Annotated in this window: 10 protein-coding genes; 6 read left to right on the top strand and 4 right to left on the bottom strand. The window is 68.0% G+C overall.

Features of this window, described 5'->3' with window-relative positions; all coding sequences use genetic code 11:
• Positions 1-23: 23 nt before the first annotated feature.
• From gcvH to BLU17_RS19625, 5 genes are all read left to right on the top strand, one after another.
• Complete coding sequence (gcvH, locus tag BLU17_RS19645) at positions 24-404, top strand: glycine cleavage system protein GcvH (protein ID WP_091999970.1); 381 nt, start codon at positions 24-26, stop codon at positions 402-404.
• Between the two features lie 79 nt (positions 405-483).
• On the top strand, positions 484-3,435 hold the full coding sequence (gene gcvP / locus BLU17_RS19640) for an aminomethyl-transferring glycine dehydrogenase (protein WP_091999965.1): 2,952 nt from the start codon (positions 484-486) through the stop codon (positions 3,433-3,435).
• A gap of 145 nt (positions 3,436-3,580) precedes the next feature.
• Positions 3,581-4,723, top strand: a complete 1,143-nt coding sequence (locus tag BLU17_RS19635) for an alginate lyase family protein (RefSeq protein WP_092000050.1) — start codon at positions 3,581-3,583, stop codon at positions 4,721-4,723.
• A 97-nt stretch (positions 4,724-4,820) separates the two neighbouring features.
• On the top strand, positions 4,821-6,209 hold the full coding sequence (locus tag BLU17_RS19630; protein WP_091999961.1) for an L-serine ammonia-lyase: 1,389 nt from the start codon (positions 4,821-4,823) through the stop codon (positions 6,207-6,209).
• Positions 6,210-6,281: 72 nt separating this feature from the next.
• Positions 6,282-7,997: a thiamine pyrophosphate-binding protein gene (locus tag BLU17_RS19625; protein WP_091999958.1), complete on the top strand. Its 1,716-nt coding sequence runs from the start codon at positions 6,282-6,284 to the stop codon at positions 7,995-7,997.
• Between the two features lie 110 nt (positions 7,998-8,107).
• Here the strand turns inward: BLU17_RS19625 and BLU17_RS19620 are convergent, their stop codons facing one another.
• Together BLU17_RS19620 and putA are read right to left on the bottom strand one after the other, a co-directional pair.
• Positions 8,108-9,256, bottom strand: coding sequence for a branched-chain amino acid ABC transporter substrate-binding protein (locus BLU17_RS19620; protein ID WP_091999955.1), 1,149 nt, complete (start codon positions 9,254-9,256; stop codon positions 8,108-8,110).
• A gap of 92 nt (positions 9,257-9,348) precedes the next feature.
• Positions 9,349-13,305 (bottom strand): trifunctional transcriptional regulator/proline dehydrogenase/L-glutamate gamma-semialdehyde dehydrogenase, encoded by a 3,957-nt coding sequence (gene putA, locus BLU17_RS19615; RefSeq protein ID WP_091999951.1) that lies wholly within the window; start codon positions 13,303-13,305, stop codon positions 9,349-9,351.
• A 289-nt stretch (positions 13,306-13,594) separates the two neighbouring features.
• On the opposite strand from putA, the gene BLU17_RS33240 reads away from it, so the two are divergent.
• Positions 13,595-13,744, top strand: coding sequence for a hypothetical protein (locus tag BLU17_RS33240; protein WP_176929146.1), 150 nt, complete (start codon positions 13,595-13,597; stop codon positions 13,742-13,744).
• A 33-nt stretch (positions 13,745-13,777) separates the two neighbouring features.
• On the opposite strand, the gene BLU17_RS19610 is transcribed toward BLU17_RS33240, so the two are convergent.
• A complete protein-coding gene (locus tag BLU17_RS19610) occupies positions 13,778-16,036 on the bottom strand; it encodes a primosomal protein N' (RefSeq protein WP_091999948.1) in 2,259 nt (752 codons plus the stop codon).
• A gap of 417 nt (positions 16,037-16,453) precedes the next feature.
• Positions 16,454-17,545, bottom strand: a complete 1,092-nt coding sequence (hemE, locus tag BLU17_RS19605; RefSeq protein WP_092000048.1) for a uroporphyrinogen decarboxylase — start codon at positions 17,543-17,545, stop codon at positions 16,454-16,456.
• Positions 17,546-17,705 lie beyond the last annotated feature (160 nt).

Raw genomic sequence — 17,705 nt, 5'->3', positions numbered from 1 at the left:
CCAAACACGCACTGGAGCAACCCATGAGCATCCCGGCCGATCTGAAATACACCGAATCGCACGAGTGGACCCGCGTCGAAGCCGACGGCACGCTGACCGTCGGCATCACCGACCACGCGCAGGAAGCGCTCGGCGACATCGTGTTCCTCGAATTGCCCGAAGCGGGCCGCACGGTCGCGGCCGGCGACGCCGTCGCCGTGATCGAGTCGGTCAAGGCCGCTTCGGACATCTACGCGCCGGTTTCCGGCGAAATCATCGAGTCGAACACTTCGCTCGTCGACACGCCCGACCAGGTCAACGGCGCACCGTACGAATCGTGGCTCTTCAAGATCAAGCCCGCCGCAGGCGCCTCGCTCGACAAGCTGCTCGACGCCGCCGGCTACGAAAAGGCCATCGGCGCCTGATCGCCACACCCGCATTTGTAATCGTAACGGCGCGGTGGCGCGCCTTTCGCCCGTGCCGCCCGCGCCCGCAGGAATCCCTATGAAGCTCGAACACCCGGATCGTCTGATGAACTCCCCGCTCTCGCTTGCCGTGCTCGAAGCGCACGACGCTTTCGCCGCCCGCCACATCGGCCCCGACACGGCCGACCAGCAGGCGATGCTCGACGCGCTAGGCTTCGCCTCGCGCGCCGCGCTGATCGAAGCGGTGATTCCGGCCGCGATCCGCCGCAAGGAAACGCTGCCGCTCGGCCCGTTCGCGCAGCCGCGCACGGAAGCCGAAGCGCTGGCCGGCCTGCGCGCGCTCGCGGACAAGAACCAGGTGTTCCGCTCCTATATCGGGCAGGGTTATTACGACACGCATACGCCGGCCGTCATCCTGCGCAACGTGCTCGAAAACCCGGCGTGGTACACGGCGTACACGCCGTACCAGCCGGAAATCTCGCAGGGCCGCCTCGAAGCGCTCCTGAACTTCCAGCAGATGATCACCGACCTCACGGGCCTCGCGATCTCGAACGCGTCGCTGCTCGACGAAGCCACGGCCGCCGCCGAGGCGATGACGCTCGTGCACCGCACGAGCAAGTCGAAGTCGAACGTGTTCTACGTCGCCGACGACGTGCTGCCGCAAACGCTCGAAGTCGTGCGGACGCGCGCGACGCCGATCGGCATCGAGGTGAAGGTCGGTCCGGCCGCGGACGCCGCGCAGGCGGGCGCCTTCGGCGTGCTGCTGCAATATCCGGGCGTGAACGGCGACGTGCGCGACTATCGCGAACTCGCGGCCGCCGTCCACGCCGCGGGCGGAGCGGTGATCGCCGCCGCCGACCTGCTCGCGCTCACGCTGCTCGTGCCGCCCGGCGAATGGGGCGCGGACGTGGCCGTGGGCAACGCGCAGCGCTTCGGCGTGCCGATGGGCTTCGGCGGCCCGCACGCCGCGTATCTCGCCGTGAAGGACGAATTCAAGCGCCAGATGCCGGGCCGCCTCGTCGGCGTGACCGTCGACGCGCAGGGCAACCCCGCGCTGCGCCTCGCGCTGCAGACACGCGAACAGCACATCCGCCGCGAGAAGGCCACCTCGAACGTCTGCACGGCGCAGGCGCTGCTCGCGATCATGGCGAGCATGTACGCCGTCTACCATGGCCCGCAGGGCCTGAAGACCATCGCGCTGCGCGTGAACCGCGTCGCCGCGATCCTCGCCGCGGGCGCGAAGCAGCTCGGCTACGCGCTCGTCAACGACACCTTCTTCGACACGCTCACGTTCGAGTCGGGTCCGCGCACCCAGGCGCTCGTCGACGCGGCGCTCACGCGCGGCATGAACCTGCGCCACGTGAGCGAAACGCGCGTGGGCGTATCCATCGACGAAACCACGACGCGCGCCGATCTCGCCGACCTGCTCGCCGTGTTCGCGCAGGCCGCGTTCGCGAGCGAGGCGCCGTCCGTCGATGCGCTCGACGCCGCGCTCGCCCCGGCCGGGGCCGCCTCGTTCCCCGCCTCGCTCGTGCGCGAAAGCGCGTACCTCGCGCATCCGGTGTTCAACCGCCACCATTCCGAAACGGAAATGCTGCGCTACCTGCGCAGCCTCTCCGACAAGGACCTCGCGCTCGACCGCTCGATGATCCCGCTCGGCTCGTGCACGATGAAGCTGAACGCGACCTCGGAAATGCTGCCGGTCACGTGGCCCGAATTCGGCCGCATCCACCCGTTCGCGCCCGCCGGGCAAACGGTCGGCTATCGCGAGATGATCGACCAGCTCGAACAGATGCTCGTGGCCGCCACCGGCTACGCCGCCGTCTCGCTGCAACCGAACGCGGGCTCGCAGGGCGAATACTCGGGCCTGCTCATCATCCACGCGTACCACGCCTCGCGCGGCGAGGGCCACCGCAACGTCTGCCTGATCCCGGCTTCTGCCCACGGCACGAACCCGGCTTCCGCGCAGATGGCGGGGATGCAGGTCGTCGTGGTCGCGTGCGACGCGCAGGGCAACGTCGATCTCGCCGACCTCAAGGCGAAGGCCGGGCAGCACGCCGCGAAGCTCGCCGCGATCATGATTACGTACCCCTCGACGCACGGCGTGTTCGAGCAGAACGTGCGCGAAGTCTGCGAGATCGTGCACGCGCACGGCGGCCAGGTGTACGTGGACGGCGCCAACATGAACGCCATGGTCGGCCTCGCGGCGCCGGGCCAGTTCGGCGGCGACGTCTCGCACCTGAACCTGCACAAGACCTTCTGCATTCCGCACGGCGGCGGCGGCCCGGGTGTCGGTCCGGTGGCCGTCGGCGCGCATCTCGCGCAGTTCCTGCCGAACCAGCTTTCGTCGGGCTACAAGCGCGACGATCACGGCATCGGCGCGGTGAGCGCGGCGCCCTACGGCTCGGCCTCGATCCTGCCGATCTCGTGGATGTACATCGCCATGATGGGCGCGGCCAACCTCACGGCCGCCACCGAAGCCGCGATCCTCAACGCGAACTACGTGGCGAAGAAGCTCGCGCCGCACTACCCGGTGCTCTACAGCGGCCCCGGCGGGCTCGTCGCGCACGAGTGCATTCTCGACCTGCGCCCGCTCAAGGACGCGAGCGGCATCACCGTGGACGACGTCGCCAAGCGCCTGATGGACTATGGCTTCCACGCGCCGACCATGAGCTTCCCGGTGCCGGGCACGCTGATGGTCGAGCCGACCGAATCGGAATCGAAGGAGGAACTCGACCGCTTCATCGACGCGATGATCGCGATCCGCGAGGAAATCCGCGCCGTGGAGGAAGGCCGCGCCGACAAGGAAGACAATCCGCTCAAGCACGCGCCGCACACGGCGGCCGTGGTCGTCGCCGACGCGTGGCAGCACGCCTACTCGCGCGAGCAGGCCGCGTATCCGGTGCGCTCGCTGGTGGCGAACAAGTACTGGCCGCCGGTCGGCCGCGCGGACAATGCCTACGGCGACCGCCATCTGTTCTGCTCGTGTGTGCCGATGGCCGAATACGACGGTCAAGCCGCGGGCGAATAAGCCACCGCGAAGCCCGCAGGGCCGCTGTGTCGACGCCGGTCGATGCAGCGGCTGTCATCTCCCTCACATTTGCCGCCGCAAACCGCTAACATCACACACCTGTCAGCCTTGAATCAGGGAGTCGCGCATGGCGCGGAAGGTGCGAATGGATCCACTGCGGGACTCGACGCGGAACCCGATCCGCCCATTCCTCCAGACGACCCGGCAGGCACGCTGCGGTCCGCAACGCCTTGCCGTCGCGCTGGCGCTCGTCTGTGCGGCGTTCGCCGGCGCGGCGCATGCGGCGATGAACTTCTGCGCGGCTCCGGCGCTGCAATCGAGCGAGCGCACCAACGCCGACCCGGGCGTGAAGGCCCTCGTGGCCGAAGTGCTGGCGCACGTGAACGACGTGCCGCATCCGCTGCCGCGCCTGCATACCGAGGGCACGCTGCCGCACGAGGGCATCTACGACCAGAGCGTCGAAGCCGCGAAGGAACTCGACCTCATGCGCAACGCCGCGCTCGCGTGGCGCGCAACGAGCGACGAGCGCTTCCTGAAGCTCGTGGACCGCTTCCTGCTCGCCTGGGTCACGACGTACAAGCCGACTTTCAATCCCATCGACGAAACACGTTTCGAGGGGCTGATTCTTGCCTACGACATGACCGCGAGCGCGCTACCCGTAAAAACGCGCAACGCGACGATGCAGTTCCTGAACACCTTCGCGAACGGCTATATCGCGCAGATCGACGCGCAGCCGCGGCCGCTCAAGGGCAATTTCGCGAACAACTGGCAGAGCCATCGCGTCAAGCTGATCGCGATGGTGGCGTTCACGCTCGACAACCGGAAGATGATCGCGACGGCGCAGCGGCTTTTCATCGAGCATATCGGCGACAACATCGCACCCGACGGCTCGACGCGCGACTTCACCGAGCGCGACGCGCTGCACTACGTGACCTACGATCTGCAGCCGCTCGTGACGGCCGCGCTCGCCGCGCGCCGCCACAACCGCAACTGGCTGCCCGAACGCGCGGCCAACGGCGCAACGCTCGCCGCCGCGCTCGACTGGTTCACGCCGTATGCGCTCGGCCAGAAAACGCACGAGGAATTCGCGCATTCGAGCGTGCCGTTCGACGCGCAGCGGCGCGAAGCGGGCCTGCCCGGCTATACCGGCCAATGGGACCCGAAAAACGCCGCCGAACTGTTCCATCTCGCGGCGCGGCTCGACGGCCGCTTTACGCCCATCGCGCTCAAACTCGCGTCCGCGCCGCCCGCGTGGCTCGCCGTCTGTCTGCCATTGCCGGCGCGCTGAAACACGCGCGAGGGTTGCGGCGGCGGCACAGCATTTGCAATGTCGCGATCGCGCAGCATCCCCACCAACCAGCGTCAGACAAGCAGGAGCAGTACCCATGGCAGTAAGCGTTTTCGATCTCTTCAAAGTCGGCATCGGGCCCTCCAGTTCGCACACGGTCGGACCGATGCGCGCGGCGCTGATGTTCGCCGAAGGACTCGAGCGCGACGGACTGCTCGCGAGCACCGCCGCCGTGAAGGTCGAGCTGTACGGCTCGCTCGGCGCGACCGGCAAGGGCCACGGCACCGATCGCGGCGTCATGCTCGGCCTGATGGGCGACGCGCCCGACACCGTCGATCCCGACACCATCAACGCGCGCCTCGAAACCGTGCGCGCCTCGCGCCAGCTCGCGCTGCTCGGCCGCCATCCGATTGCTTTCGTGCCGAAGGAGCACGTGGCGTTCTATCGCCAGGCGCTGCCCGAGCATCCGAACGGCATGAAGCTGCGCGCGCTCGACGCGGACGGCGCGACGGTGCGCGAGAGCACCTATCTCTCGGTGGGCGGCGGCTTCGTCGTCACGGCGGGCGCCCCGAACACGAAGGTGCTCGCCGCCGCCTGGCAACTGCCGCAGCCGTTCCGCACGGGCGCGGAAATGCTCGCGCTGTGCGCCTCGACGGGCAAGAGCATCGCGCAGCTGATGCTCGAGAACGAGCGCGTCTGGCACAGCGACGAGCAGATCCGTTCAGGTCTCCTGCGCATATGGGACGTGATGCAGTCGTGCGTCTCGCGCGGCTGCGGCATCGACAACCCCGACGCCGATGGCACGCTGCCCGGTCCCTTCGCCGTGAAGCGCCGCGCGCCGCAACTCTATCGCGCGCTCACGGGCCACCCCGAGCGCGCGCTGCAAGATCCGCTTTCGATGATCGACTGGATCAATCTCTACGCAATCGCCGTGAACGAGGAAAACGCCGCGGGCGGACGCGTCGTCACCGCTCCCACGAACGGCGCGGCGGGCATCATCCCGGCCGTGCTGCACTACTACGTGCGCTTCACGCCCGGCGCGAACGAACAGGGCGTGATCGACTTCCTGCTCACGGCCGCGGCCATCGGCATTCTCTACAAGCTCAACGCCTCGATCTCGGGCGCGGAAGTGGGCTGCCAGGGCGAAGTGGGCGTGGCCTGCTCGATGGCGGCCGGCGCGCTCGCCGCCGTGCTCGGCGGCACGCCGCTGCAAGTGGAAAACGCCGCCGAAATCGGCATGGAGCACAACCTCGGCCTCACCTGCGACCCCGTGGGCGGCATGGTGCAGATTCCCTGCATCGAGCGCAACGCCATGGCCTCGGTGAAGGCCGTGAACGCCGCGCGCATGGCGCTGCGCGGCGACGGCGCCCACTACGTCTCGCTCGACTCCGTCATCAAGACGATGCGCGAGACCGGCGCCGACATGAAGACGAAGTACAAGGAAACCTCGCGTGGCGGCCTCGCGGTGAACATCGTCGAGTGCTGATTGTGCTGTGCCGAGGCTCTGCCCGACCTATCCGGACGCATTCACGCAACGATTGAAGGAGACTTGACCGCCATGCAGCAGCCGAACGATTCCGCCACCGCAGCCGCCACCACCGGGGCGCGCCTCGTCGTCGATGCGCTAGTCGCCAACGGCGTCGAGCGCGTGTTCTGCGTCCCGGGCGAGAGCTATCTCGCGGTGCTCGACGCGCTGTCCGACGAAACCGCGCAGATCGAAACCGTGGTGTGCCGCCACGAAGCGGCGGCGGCGAACATGGCGGAAGCGATCGGCAAGCTCACAGGCAAGCCGGGCATTGCGCTCGTCACGCGCGGGCCGGGGGCCACGCATGCGTCCATCGGCGTGCACACGGCGTTCCAGGACTCCACGCCGATGATCCTGCTGATCGGCCAGGTCGCGCGCGACCAGATGGACCGCGAAGCGTTCCAGGAGATCGACTACCGCCGCATGTTCGGGCAGATGGCGAAGTGGGTCGCGCAAATCGACGACGCGCGCCGCGTGCCCGAATACCTGAGCCACGCGTTCCACGTCGCGATGTCGGGGCGGCCCGGGCCGGTCGTGCTCGCCCTGCCCGAAGACATGTTGAGCGGCGCGATTCCGGCAGCCGCTGCGCAGCCCGTCGCGCCGCCTGCGCAACGCGTGCAGGCCTCGCCTTCCGCTGCGCAGATGGCGCGCCTGCGCGAGCTGCTCGCGGGCGCGAAAAAGCCGTTCGTGATCGCGGGCGGCCATGGCTGGACCGCGCAGGCATGCGCGGACTTCCAGCGTTTCATCGAGAACTGGCAGTTGCCGGTGGGTCTCGCGTTCCGCTTCCAGGACACGCTCGACAACGAGCACCCCAACTACGCGGGCGACGTGGGCCTCGGCGTGAATCCGGCGCTCGCAAAACGCATCCGCGAAGCCGACGTGCTGCTCGCGCTCGGCCCGCGTCTGGGCGAATCCACGACGGGCGGCTACACGCTCTTCGACATCCCGAAGACGAAACAGACGCTCATTCACGTGCATCAGGGCGCGGAGGAACTGGGCCGCGTCTATGCAGCCGATCTGCCGATCGTCTCGGGCCTCGCCGAAATCGCGGCGCTGCTCGCCGCGCTGCCCGCGCCCGCTCAACCCGCGTGGTCCGGCGCCGCCGCCGAAGCACACGCGGCCTGGCTCGACTGGCGCAAGCCGCTGCCGATGCCCGGCGACGTGCAACTGGGCGAAGTAATGCAGCAACTGCGCGCGCGCCTGCCCGACGACGCCATCGTCACGAACGGCGCGGGCAACTATGCGACCTGGCTGCATCGGCATTTCGCGTACCGTCACTTCCGCTCGCAGCTCGCGCCCACGAGCGGAGCGATGGGCTACGGCGTGCCGGCCGCGATCGCCGCGAAGTCGCTCTATCCCTCGCGCACCGTGGTCGCGCTCGCGGGCGACGGCTGCTTCATGATGGCGTCGTCGGAACTCGCCACGGCCATGCAGTACGGCCTGAACGTCGTGTTCATCGTCGTGAACAACGCGCACTACGGCACGATCCGCATGCACCAGGAACGCCACTATCCGAACCGCGTGCACGGTACGCAGCTCACGAACCCAGACTTCGCCGCGTTCGCGCAGTCGTTCGGCGCACACGGCGAAGTCGTCACGACGACGGCGCAATTCGCGAGCGCGCTGGAGCGCGCGCTCACGGCCGGCAAGCCCGCGCTGATCGAGATCCGCGTGCCGAAAGAAGCGAGCACGCCCGCCGCGACGCTCGACCAGATTCGCGAAGCGGGGAAAAAATCGCGCGGAGAATGACTGGAAAGGAATCCTGACCAGACGCGCCTTTCGTGGCGAGCGCGAAAACAAAAGCCCCGCAGGTCCGATGAGCCTGCGGGGCTTTTTGACGACTGTGCGGCGTCAGGCGCTTACTTGCCGCCCACGCTTTGCAGCGTCGTCCACTTGCCGTCGACGACCTTGTACAGCGTGATGCCGCCGTTCTTCAGGTCGCCGCGCGAGTCGTACGCGAGTTCAGACGTCGTGACAGCCGGCATGCTGGTCTTCGCGAGGAACGGCAGGTACTTCGCCGGGTCCGTCGAGTTGGCCTTCTTCATGGCCGCGAACATTGCCATTGCGCCGTCGTAGGCGTACGGCGAGTAGGTCTGCACGTCTTCGTTGAAGCGCTTCTTGTACTTCGCGACGTAGTCCTTGCCGCCCGGCATCTGCTCGAGCGGCAGGCCTGCGAGCGACGCCACCGTGCCGTTCGCCGCGTCACCCGCGATCTGCAGGAAAGTCGGCGTGTGGACCATTTCGCCGCCCATGAGCGGTGCCTTGATGCCCAGCGACTTCATCTGCTTGACCATCGGCGCGGCCTGCGAATCGGCGCCGCCGTAGTAGACCAGGTCGGGATTGAGCGACTTCGCCTTCGTCAGGATCGACTTGAAGTCGACGGCCTTGTCGTTGGTGTACTCGCGGTCGATGATGGTGCCGCCCGCGGCCTTCGCCGCCTTCGAGAACTCGTCGGCGAGACCCTGGCCGTAAGCCGTGCGGTCGTCGATCACGACGATCTTCTTCAAGCCGAGGCTCTTCACCGCGAACGTGCCCGCCACCGAACCTTGCTGCGTGTCCGAGGTCATCATGCGGAACGTCGTCTTGAAGCCTTGCTGCGTGTATTCCGGCGCCGTCGCCATGGCGATCTGCGGAATGCCCGCGTTCGCGTAGATGCGCGAAGCCGGGATCGTCGTGCCCGAGTTGAAGTGGCCGAGCATGCCCTTGATACCGTCGTCAACGAGCTTCTGCGCGACCGTCGTGCCCGTGCGCGGGTCGGCCTGGTCGTCGGCCGAGTCGAGCACGAAATGAACCGGCTTGCCGCCGATCACGGGCTTGGTTGCGTTCTCCTCTTCCACTGCGAGCGTGATGCCGTTCTGGAAGTCCTTGCCGTAGTGCGCCTGCGCACCCGTCATCGGACCGGCAAAACCGATTTTCACGTCTTCGGCTTGTTGTGCGTGCGCAGTCCCCGCCAGCGACACGGCCGCAACAAGCGTTGCGCCTGCCAGCTGCTTCATCGTGTGTTGCATTGCTTCTCCTTGGTACCAGGTATCGAATGAGCGGCTTCGGCGAAGGCCTTGCCGCTTCCTTGTCTTGAGACGACCGACAGTATGGCTTGTGCTCAACCGATCGTCATCAAATTTGCATTACCGCCTGCTGCCGCCGTATTCACGCTGACCGAACGCTCCGCGAGCAGTCGTTCGAGCGCGTAATCTTCATCGCCGTTGGCGAGCGCGTGAGCCGCCACGCCCTGCACCGAGACGATCGGGCCAGGCCGCTTGGCCACTTCCTTCACGAGCGCAAGCAGCTCGTCGCTGTCGCCCTCGAAGAGCACCGCGTCGAAGTCGGCGTCGGCCGCCTTCCTGATCGCCACGTGCGCCTTCAGCGCCGCCGGCAAGGCGTTGACGAGCGCTTCGCCCGCCGCGCCCTGGAACAGCGCGCGATTGCCCGTTGCGAGCGCAACGGCCAGTTGGGCGCGCGCGCCCGTCGCCGTGGCGGGCACGCACAGCACCGTGCCGCGCGCCGAAAGCGTGTAGGTGTTGCGCTCGCCCGTCGGGCCCGGCAGAACCGCCGTGGCGCCCGCGAGCACGTATTCGAGGTAGCCGTCGCAGCGCGCCGCGAGGGCGGGCTGGCGCTCGGCGATGAGCCAGTCGCGCAGCGTCGTGAGCGCGGCGTGCGCCGACTGCGGCGCGCCGTTGTCGTCCGCGGCGCCTTGCGGCGCGTCGACCACGAGCGCCGCGGCGAGCGACTTCGGCAGGCCGGTCGGGCGCTTGGCGAGCAAACGCGAGAGATAGAGCGCGCCGCCCGCCTTCGGACCGGTGCCCGAGAGCCCCTCGCCGCCGAACGGCTGCACGCCCACCACCGCGCCGATCACGTTGCGGTTCACGTAGATGTTGCCAACGTGCGCGCGCCCGATCACGTGCGCGATCGTCTCGTCGATACGCGTGTGGATGCCGAGCGTGAGGCCGTAGCCCGTCGCGCGGATCTGTTCGAGCAATTTGTCGAGCTGGCTGCGGCGGTAGCGCACCACGTGCAGCACCGGACCGAACACTTCACGCTTGAGCTCGTCGAGACTGTCGATCTCGATGAGCGTGGGCGGCACGAACGTGCCTTGCGCGCAGCCTTCGGGCATCGGCATCTGCGTGACCGCGCGGCCCTTTTCGCGCATCGCGGCGACGTGCGTATCGATGCCGCGCTTCGCGTCGACGTCGATCACGGGGCCGACGTCGATCGAGAGACGGTCGGGGTTGCCCACCGCGAGCTCCTTCATCGCGCCCGTGAGCATTTCGAGCGTGCGGCCGGCGACGTCGTCCTGCAGGCACAGCACGCGTAGCGCCGAGCAGCGCTGGCCGGCCGAATCGAACGCCGACTGCAGCACGTCCGCCACCACCTGCTCCGCGAGCGCCGACGAATCGACGATCATCGCGTTCTGGCCGCCGGTTTCGGCGATCAGCGGAATCGGACGGCCTTCGGAGTCGAGCCGCTCCGAGAGCGTCTTGTTGATGAGGCGCGCGACCTCGGTCGAGCCCGTGAACATCACGGCGCGCGTGCGCGCGTCGGCGACGAGCGCCGCGCCCACCGTTTCGCCGCTGCCCGGCAGCAGTTGCACGGCGCCGGCCGGCACGCCGGCTTCGCGCAGGATGCGCACGGCTTGCGCGGCAATCAGCGGCGTTTGCTCGGCGGGCTTCGCGAGCACCGTGTTGCCGGCCGCGAGCGCGGCGGCCACCTGGCCCATGAAGATCGCGAGCGGGAAGTTCCACGGGCTGATACACACCACGGGACCGAGCGGACGATGCGTGTCGTTCGAGAACTCTTCGCGGATCTGCGCGGAGTAGTAGCGCAGGAAGTCGATCGCCTCGCGGATTTCCGAAACGGCGTTCGGCAGCGACTTGCCGGCTTCGCGCACGATCAGGCCCATCAGCGTGTGCATCTGCGCTTCGAGCAGGTCGGCGGCGCGCGCGAGGCAGTCGGCGCGGGCTTCCACGGGCGTCGCCTGCCAGATCGGCGCGGCGGCCACGGCGTGCGCGAGCGCGGCGCTCACGTGTTCGCTCGTTGCCTCCACAACGGTCCCGACGAGATCGCGATGATCGGCCGGATTGCGCACATCGCGTGCATTGGCGGCGGTGCCGACGGCCGCATCGGCGTCGGCGAGCATCGGCGCGGCGCGCCACGGATGATGCGCGCTCGCCAGCAGCGCCGACGAAAGCGACGCGAGGCGATGCTCGTTCGAGAGATCGAGGCCCATCGAATTGAGGCGCTCCTTGCCGTACAGTTCGCGTGGCAGCGGAATCTTCGCGTGCGGCGCGCCGGGCGGCACGACCTTGGCGGCTTCGTCGATGGGGTTCGCGACCAGTTCGCTCACCGGCACGGTTTCGTCGGCGATGCGGTTCACGAACGAGGTGTTCGCGCCGTTTTCGAGCAGGCGGCGCACGAGGTACGCGAGCAGCGTTTCATGCGTGCCGACCGGCGCGTAGACGCGGCACGGACGGTTGAGCTTGCCGGCCGAGAGCGGACCCGTGACCTCTTCGTAGAGCGGCTCGCCCATGCCGTGCAGGCACTGGAACTCGTACTGGCCGGGATAGTAGTTCTGGCCGGCGAGGTGATAGATCGCGGAAAGCGTGTAGGCGTTGTGCGTGGCGAACTGCGGATAGACGGCGTCGGGCGCGCCGAGCAGCTTCTTCGCGCACGCGAGGTACGAGACGTCCGTGTAGATCTTGCGCGTGTAGACCGGGTAGCCTTCGAGTCCGTCCACCTGGGCGCGCTTGATTTCGGTGTCCCAGTAGGCGCCCTTCACGAGCCGCACCATGATGCGGTGACGGCTGCGGCGCGCGAGGTCAACGATGTAGTCGATCACGAACGGGCAGCGCTTCTGGTAGGCCTGCACCACGAAGCCGATGCCGTTCCAGCCGGCGAGTTCCGGGTCGAAGCACAGCGCTTCGAGCAGATCGAGCGAGATTTCGAGACGGTCGGCTTCCTCGGCGTCGATATTGAGGCCGATGTCGTAGCGGCGCGCGAGCACGGCGAGCGCGCGCACGCGCGGCAGCAGCTCGCTCATCGTGCGTTCGTGCTGCGCGCGCGAGTAGCGCGCGTGCAGCGCCGAAAGCTTGATCGAGATGCCCGGGCCTTCATAGATGCCGCGGCCGCCCGCGGCCTTGCCGATGGCGTGGATCGCCTGCTCGTAGGAGGCGTAGTAGCGCTGCGCGTCGGCTTCGGTCGTGGCCGCCTCGCCGAGCATGTCGTACGAGTAGCGGAAGCCGCGCGCCTCGAACTTGCGGCTGTTGGCGAGCGCCTCGGAGATGTTCTCGCCCGTGACGAACTGCTCGCCCATCAGGCGCATCGCCATGTCCACGCCCTTGCGGATCAGCGGCTCGCCGCCCTTGCCGATCATGCGCGTGAGCGCCGACGAAAGGCCCGTCTCGCTATTCGTCGTGACGAGCTTGCCGGTAATCATGAGGCCCCAGGTGGCGGCGTTCACGAACAGCGACGGCGCGTGGCCCACGTGCGACTTCCAGTCGCCCTTGCTGATCTTGTCGCGAATGAGCGCGTCGCGCGTGGCGCGGTCGGGAATGCGCAGCAGCGCTTCGGCGAGGCACATCAGCGCGACGCCTTCCTGGCTCGACAGCGAAAACTCGTGGATCAGCCCTTCGACGCCGCCGCCCGAGCGCTTCGCGCGCAGCGTCTCGACGAGGCGCGTGGCGAGCTTCGTGACGTCGCCGGTGAGATTGGCGGGCAGGCGCGCCTCTCCGATCAGGAACGGCACGCACTCGGGCTCGGGACGGCGGTACGCGGCCGTGATGGCCGCGCGCAGCACCGACTGCGGTTGCACGTTCTGCGCGAATTCGAGGAACGGGTGCGACGCGGCTTCGTCGTCGTCCGTGGCGGCACCGTCGGCGAGATCGGTCGCGCCGACGTGGCCGTTGAGTTCGGGGGGCAGTTGACCGTGCTCGATCTTCTCGAGGTAAGCGAAGATGGCCTGCTTGATGAGCCAGTGCGGCGTGCGCTCGAGGCGCGTGGCGGCGTCCTTGAGACGGGAGCGGAGGAGATCGTCGACTTTGACGCCAAGTGTGGTGCTAGCCATGTTTCCTTCGTATGCCGGCAGACCCGCACCGGCGGTGACTAAAAAGTTGGCGAATCGTACCGCTACAAATAAAAAGGTGCAACCATCTGACCGGAATGGTTGCACCACGCCCGAAGCCTTGTGCAGCCGGGCTTTGCGGCCGATGACCGCCGGCTGGGCTACTCGGGTTGCGCTCGGTATTTTCCCTGGCCCGCAACGCTCTGGACAACCCTAATCGATTCCGTCGCCGTGCCGTTATACAAACAGAGCGGGGGCTGTTGATAAAAGAGATGGCGCAAGGGACCGAAAAATGGAAAAGGTGCTGGTGATCGCAGGAATCTGGACGATGTGCGCGCTGTGCGCGGTGTTTTTCATTCGCGGCGCGACGGCGCCCGACGAGCGCCGCATGAACCTCAGGCGCGCGGCGCCCAATGACGTGGCCGACAGCGCCGGCCGATAAGCGCAGAATGGCGCCTGCCCCTGCGCAGCGCTGCTAGATGTCGAGCGGATCGACTTCGAGATTCCAGCGCAGCACGCCGCGCAGGGCGCGCAGCGCGGGTTGCCACGCACGCAGCGTTGCCTGCAGCGCGGCGCGCGACTGGCTCTCCACGAGCAGTTGCGCGCGATGGACGTTCATCACTTTCACGATGGTCAGCGGCACTGCGTCGTAGACCGTCACGCGCTCGGCGGCCGGAACGGCCGCGAGCGCGCCGGCGGCCTCGGCGAGAAACGCGAGCGCGGCCTCCAGCGTGCGTCCCTCGGCGCGCAGCAGCGCCTGATAGACGAAGGGAGGCAAATGCGCGTCGCGCCGCTCGCCTAGCTGCGCATTCGCAAACCCCACGTAGTCTTGACGCGCCAACGCGTGATAAAGCGCGTGGCGCGGATAGCGCGTCTGCACAAGCACCTCGCCGGGCAGCCCGGCGCGCCCTGCCCGCCCGCTCACCTGCATAAGCTGCGCGAAAAGCCGTTCGCTCGCCCGGAAGTCGTGTGAAAAGAGCGCATTGTCGGCGTTGAGCACGCCGACGAGCGACACGCGCTGGAAGTCGTGCCCCTTCGCAATCATCTGCGTGCCGACGAGAATGTCGACGTCGCCGGCGTGCACGTCGGAGAACAGCGCCTGCGCGCTGCCCTTGCGGCGCGTGCTGTCGGCATCGATGCGCAGCACGCGCGCGCCCGGCACCGCGCTGGCGAGCGCCTCTTCGATGCGCTGCGTGCCGCGTCCCATCGGCGCGATGTCGACGTTGCCGCAGTCGGGGCACGAATGCGGAATGCGCGATTCCCAGCCGCAGTGGTGGCAGCGCAGCGCCCGTTCGGGCTTGTGAAGCACGACATAGGCGCTGCAGCGCGGGCAACCCGCCACCCAGCCGCAGGCGTCGCACGAGAGGACGGGCGCATAGCCGCGCCGGTTGAGGAAGACGAGGCTCTGCTCGCCGCGTTCGAGGCGCGCCTTCATCGCCGCCACCAGCGGCCCCGAAAGCCCTTCGAACGACGCACGGCCGCGCCGCCGCTCCTCTTCGAGATCGATGAGCCTGACGGTGGGCAGCGCCGCGTCGGCGATCGCGCGGCGTGACAGCGTGAGGCGCGTGTAGCGGCCCTGCTCAGCCTGCCACCAGCTTTCGAGCGACGGCGTGGCCGAGCCCAGCACGACCGGCACGCCTAGCTGCTTCGCGCGCCACACCGCGAGATCGCGCGCCGAGTAGCGCAGCCCTTCCTGCTGCTTGTAGGCGGGGTCGTGCTCCTCGTCGACGACGAGCATGGCGAGGCGCGGCAGCGAGGCAAGTACCGCGAGCCGCGTGCCGAGGACGATGCGCGCGCGGCCCGTGTGCGCCGCGAGCCAGTTGCGGGCGCGCTCGCCTTCGGCGAGGCCGCTGTGGAGCGTGACGATAGCCTCGTCGGCGAGCGTGGCCGCAAAGCGCGTGCGAAAGGCCGCCTCGAACTGCGGCGTGAGATTGATTTCCGGAACCAGCACGAGCGCCTGGGCGCCAGGGTCGCGCTCGAGCAGGGCGGCAAGCGCGCGCAGATAGACTTCGGTCTTGCCGCTGCCCGTCACGCCGTGCAGCAGGAAGGACGCGAAGCCGCTCGCCGCGCCGATCGCTTCCACAGCTTGCGCCTGTTCGTCGCTCAGGCGCGGTGCCTCGACTGCGGCGCCGGCCGCCGGCACGCGGCCTGCCGCACCGGCGGCCGCGCCGAATTCGATGCATTCGTGTTCGACCCAGCCGGCCTCGCACCACGCGTCGAGCGTTGCGATCGCTTTCGGATGCAGCGCGCGGGCTTCGGCCGCTTCGAGTTCGCCGGCATCGGCCAGCGCCCGCGCAAGCCGGCGCAACGCCTGGGCGCGCGCCGGCAAGGCGTCGGGCAGCGCGGCACGCCCCTCCGGCAGCAGACGATAGCGCTCCTCGGGCGCAAGCAGGCGTGCCCAGCGCGACGGATCGCGCAGCGCCTGCGGCAGCGCGGGCAAAGCGACTTCGCCCAAACCGCGCTGGTAGTAATCGGCGGCGAAACCCGCCAGCGCGAGCCACGGTGCCGAAAGCGGCGGGCAGGCGGCGCAGATCGCGCCCACGTCGCGAAGCTTGTTGGCCGGCACGTCGCTGTGAGCGTTCACTTCGCAGATCAGGCCAACGGCTTCGCGACGCCCGAACGGCACGCGCACGAGCATGCCTGGCTCGGGCTCGCAGGCGTCCAGCGTATAGCGGTAGTCGTAGAGCGCGTCCAGCGGATGGTCCAGCGCCACGCGCACGTAACGTCCCGTCACGCCTGGCTCCCAGGAAGGTTCCGTACGCTAGCGCACCGACATGCGAACCTAAAGTAATACTTGAAATTCCGCGCTAAGTTTTGGATTCCGCAGAACAATCGCGCCCCCGATCCGGCGGCTGTGGATAACTTTGTTGAGAACTCGCCGGGCGCCGCCGCTGCGTGCCCGCGCATGGCCGCTATGTGGGATACCGCACACAGAGCCATGGAGCGCCGAAAGCCTTGTCTGTCAAGGGTCTGATTGATTCTGCGCAGACCTGAACAGGCATCGGCGACAACCTTTCCCTCTTGCGCGCCGCAACGAGACAAGTGTGTATAAGTCAAGTCTTGACAGGACCGCAATGGCGTCTGCATGGCCTCTGGAGCCCGGTCATACCCTGATGCCCGGAGCCCAGCTCGCTGCAACGCAACAAAAATGTCACGCGCCGACCGCCCGGATGGTCCGGCTGTAGCGATGCACTTCGTCCACGAGCTCGGCCACGTTTTCGGGCGGAGTGAACTGGGAAATGCCGTGGCCGAGGTTGAACACGTGGCCGGAATGCGCGCCGAAGCTGTCCAGCACCGCGCGCGCCTGCTCGCGAATCGCGGCCGGCGAAGCAAACAGCACGGTCGGGTCGAGATTGCCTTGCAACGCCACGCGATCGCCTGCGAGTTCGCGCGCGCGACCAAGATTGACGGTCCAGTCGAGGCCGACCGCATCCACGCCCGTATTGGCGATTTCGTCGAGCCACAGGCCGCCGCCCTTCGTGAACGTGATGACCGGCACGCGCTCGCCGTCGTGCTCGCGCTTGAGCTGCGCCACGACCCGCGCGATCCAGGCAAGCGAGAAGCGCTGGTAGGCGCCGTCAGCAAGCGCACCGCCCCAGGTGTCGAAAATCATCACGGCCTGCGCGCCGGCTTCGATCTGCGCGTTCAGGTAAGCGGCCACCGCCTGCGCATTGACCTCGAGAATGCGCTGCATGAGATCGGGCCGTGCGTACAGCATCGACTTCACCGTGCGGAAGTCGTCCGAACCGCCGCCTTCGACCATGTAGCACGCGAGCGTCCACGGGCTGCCCGAGAAGCCGATGAGCGGCACGCGCTGGCGTCCTTCCGCATTGGTGAGCGCGCGGCGGATCTCGCGCACCGCGTCGGTCACGTAGCCGAGCGTCGCGCCGATATCGGGCACGGCGAGGCGCGCCACGTCTTCTTCGGTGCGCACGGGATGGGCGAACTTCGGCCCTTCGCCCGCCTGGAACGAGAGGCCGAGGCCCATCGCGTCGGGAATCGTGAGGATGTCCGAGAACAGAATCGCGGCGTCGAGCGGATAGCGCTCCAGCGGTTGCAGCGTGACTTCGGTTGCGTAGTCGGGATTCTTCGCGAGGCCGAGGAAGCTGCCTGCGCGGCTGCGCGTGGCGTTGTACTCCGGCAGATAGCGGCCCGCCTGGCGCATCAGCCAGATCGGCGTGTACTCGGTCGGCTGGCGCAGCAGCGCGCGCAGGAAAGTGTCGTTCAGGAGGTTGTGTGCCACGTGCGGAATGCGCGAAATCGCGCCAAGGTTCGGAAGCAAGCGTTCATTTTAACCGGAGCGGCCGCCCCGCCATGCCGCCGATGAACGGGACCCGAAGCACAAAGCCCGCGACACGCAAGTTCCGCCTACCCAGGTAAGTCCACGCTTAACCATGGCGCAC

Origin of the sequence: Paraburkholderia lycopersici, assembly GCF_900096975.1 — a bacterium.
Taxonomy (GTDB): Bacteria; Pseudomonadota; Gammaproteobacteria; order Burkholderiales; family Burkholderiaceae; genus Paraburkholderia; species Paraburkholderia lycopersici.
This window is presented reverse-complemented; position numbering and strand designations above follow the sequence as displayed.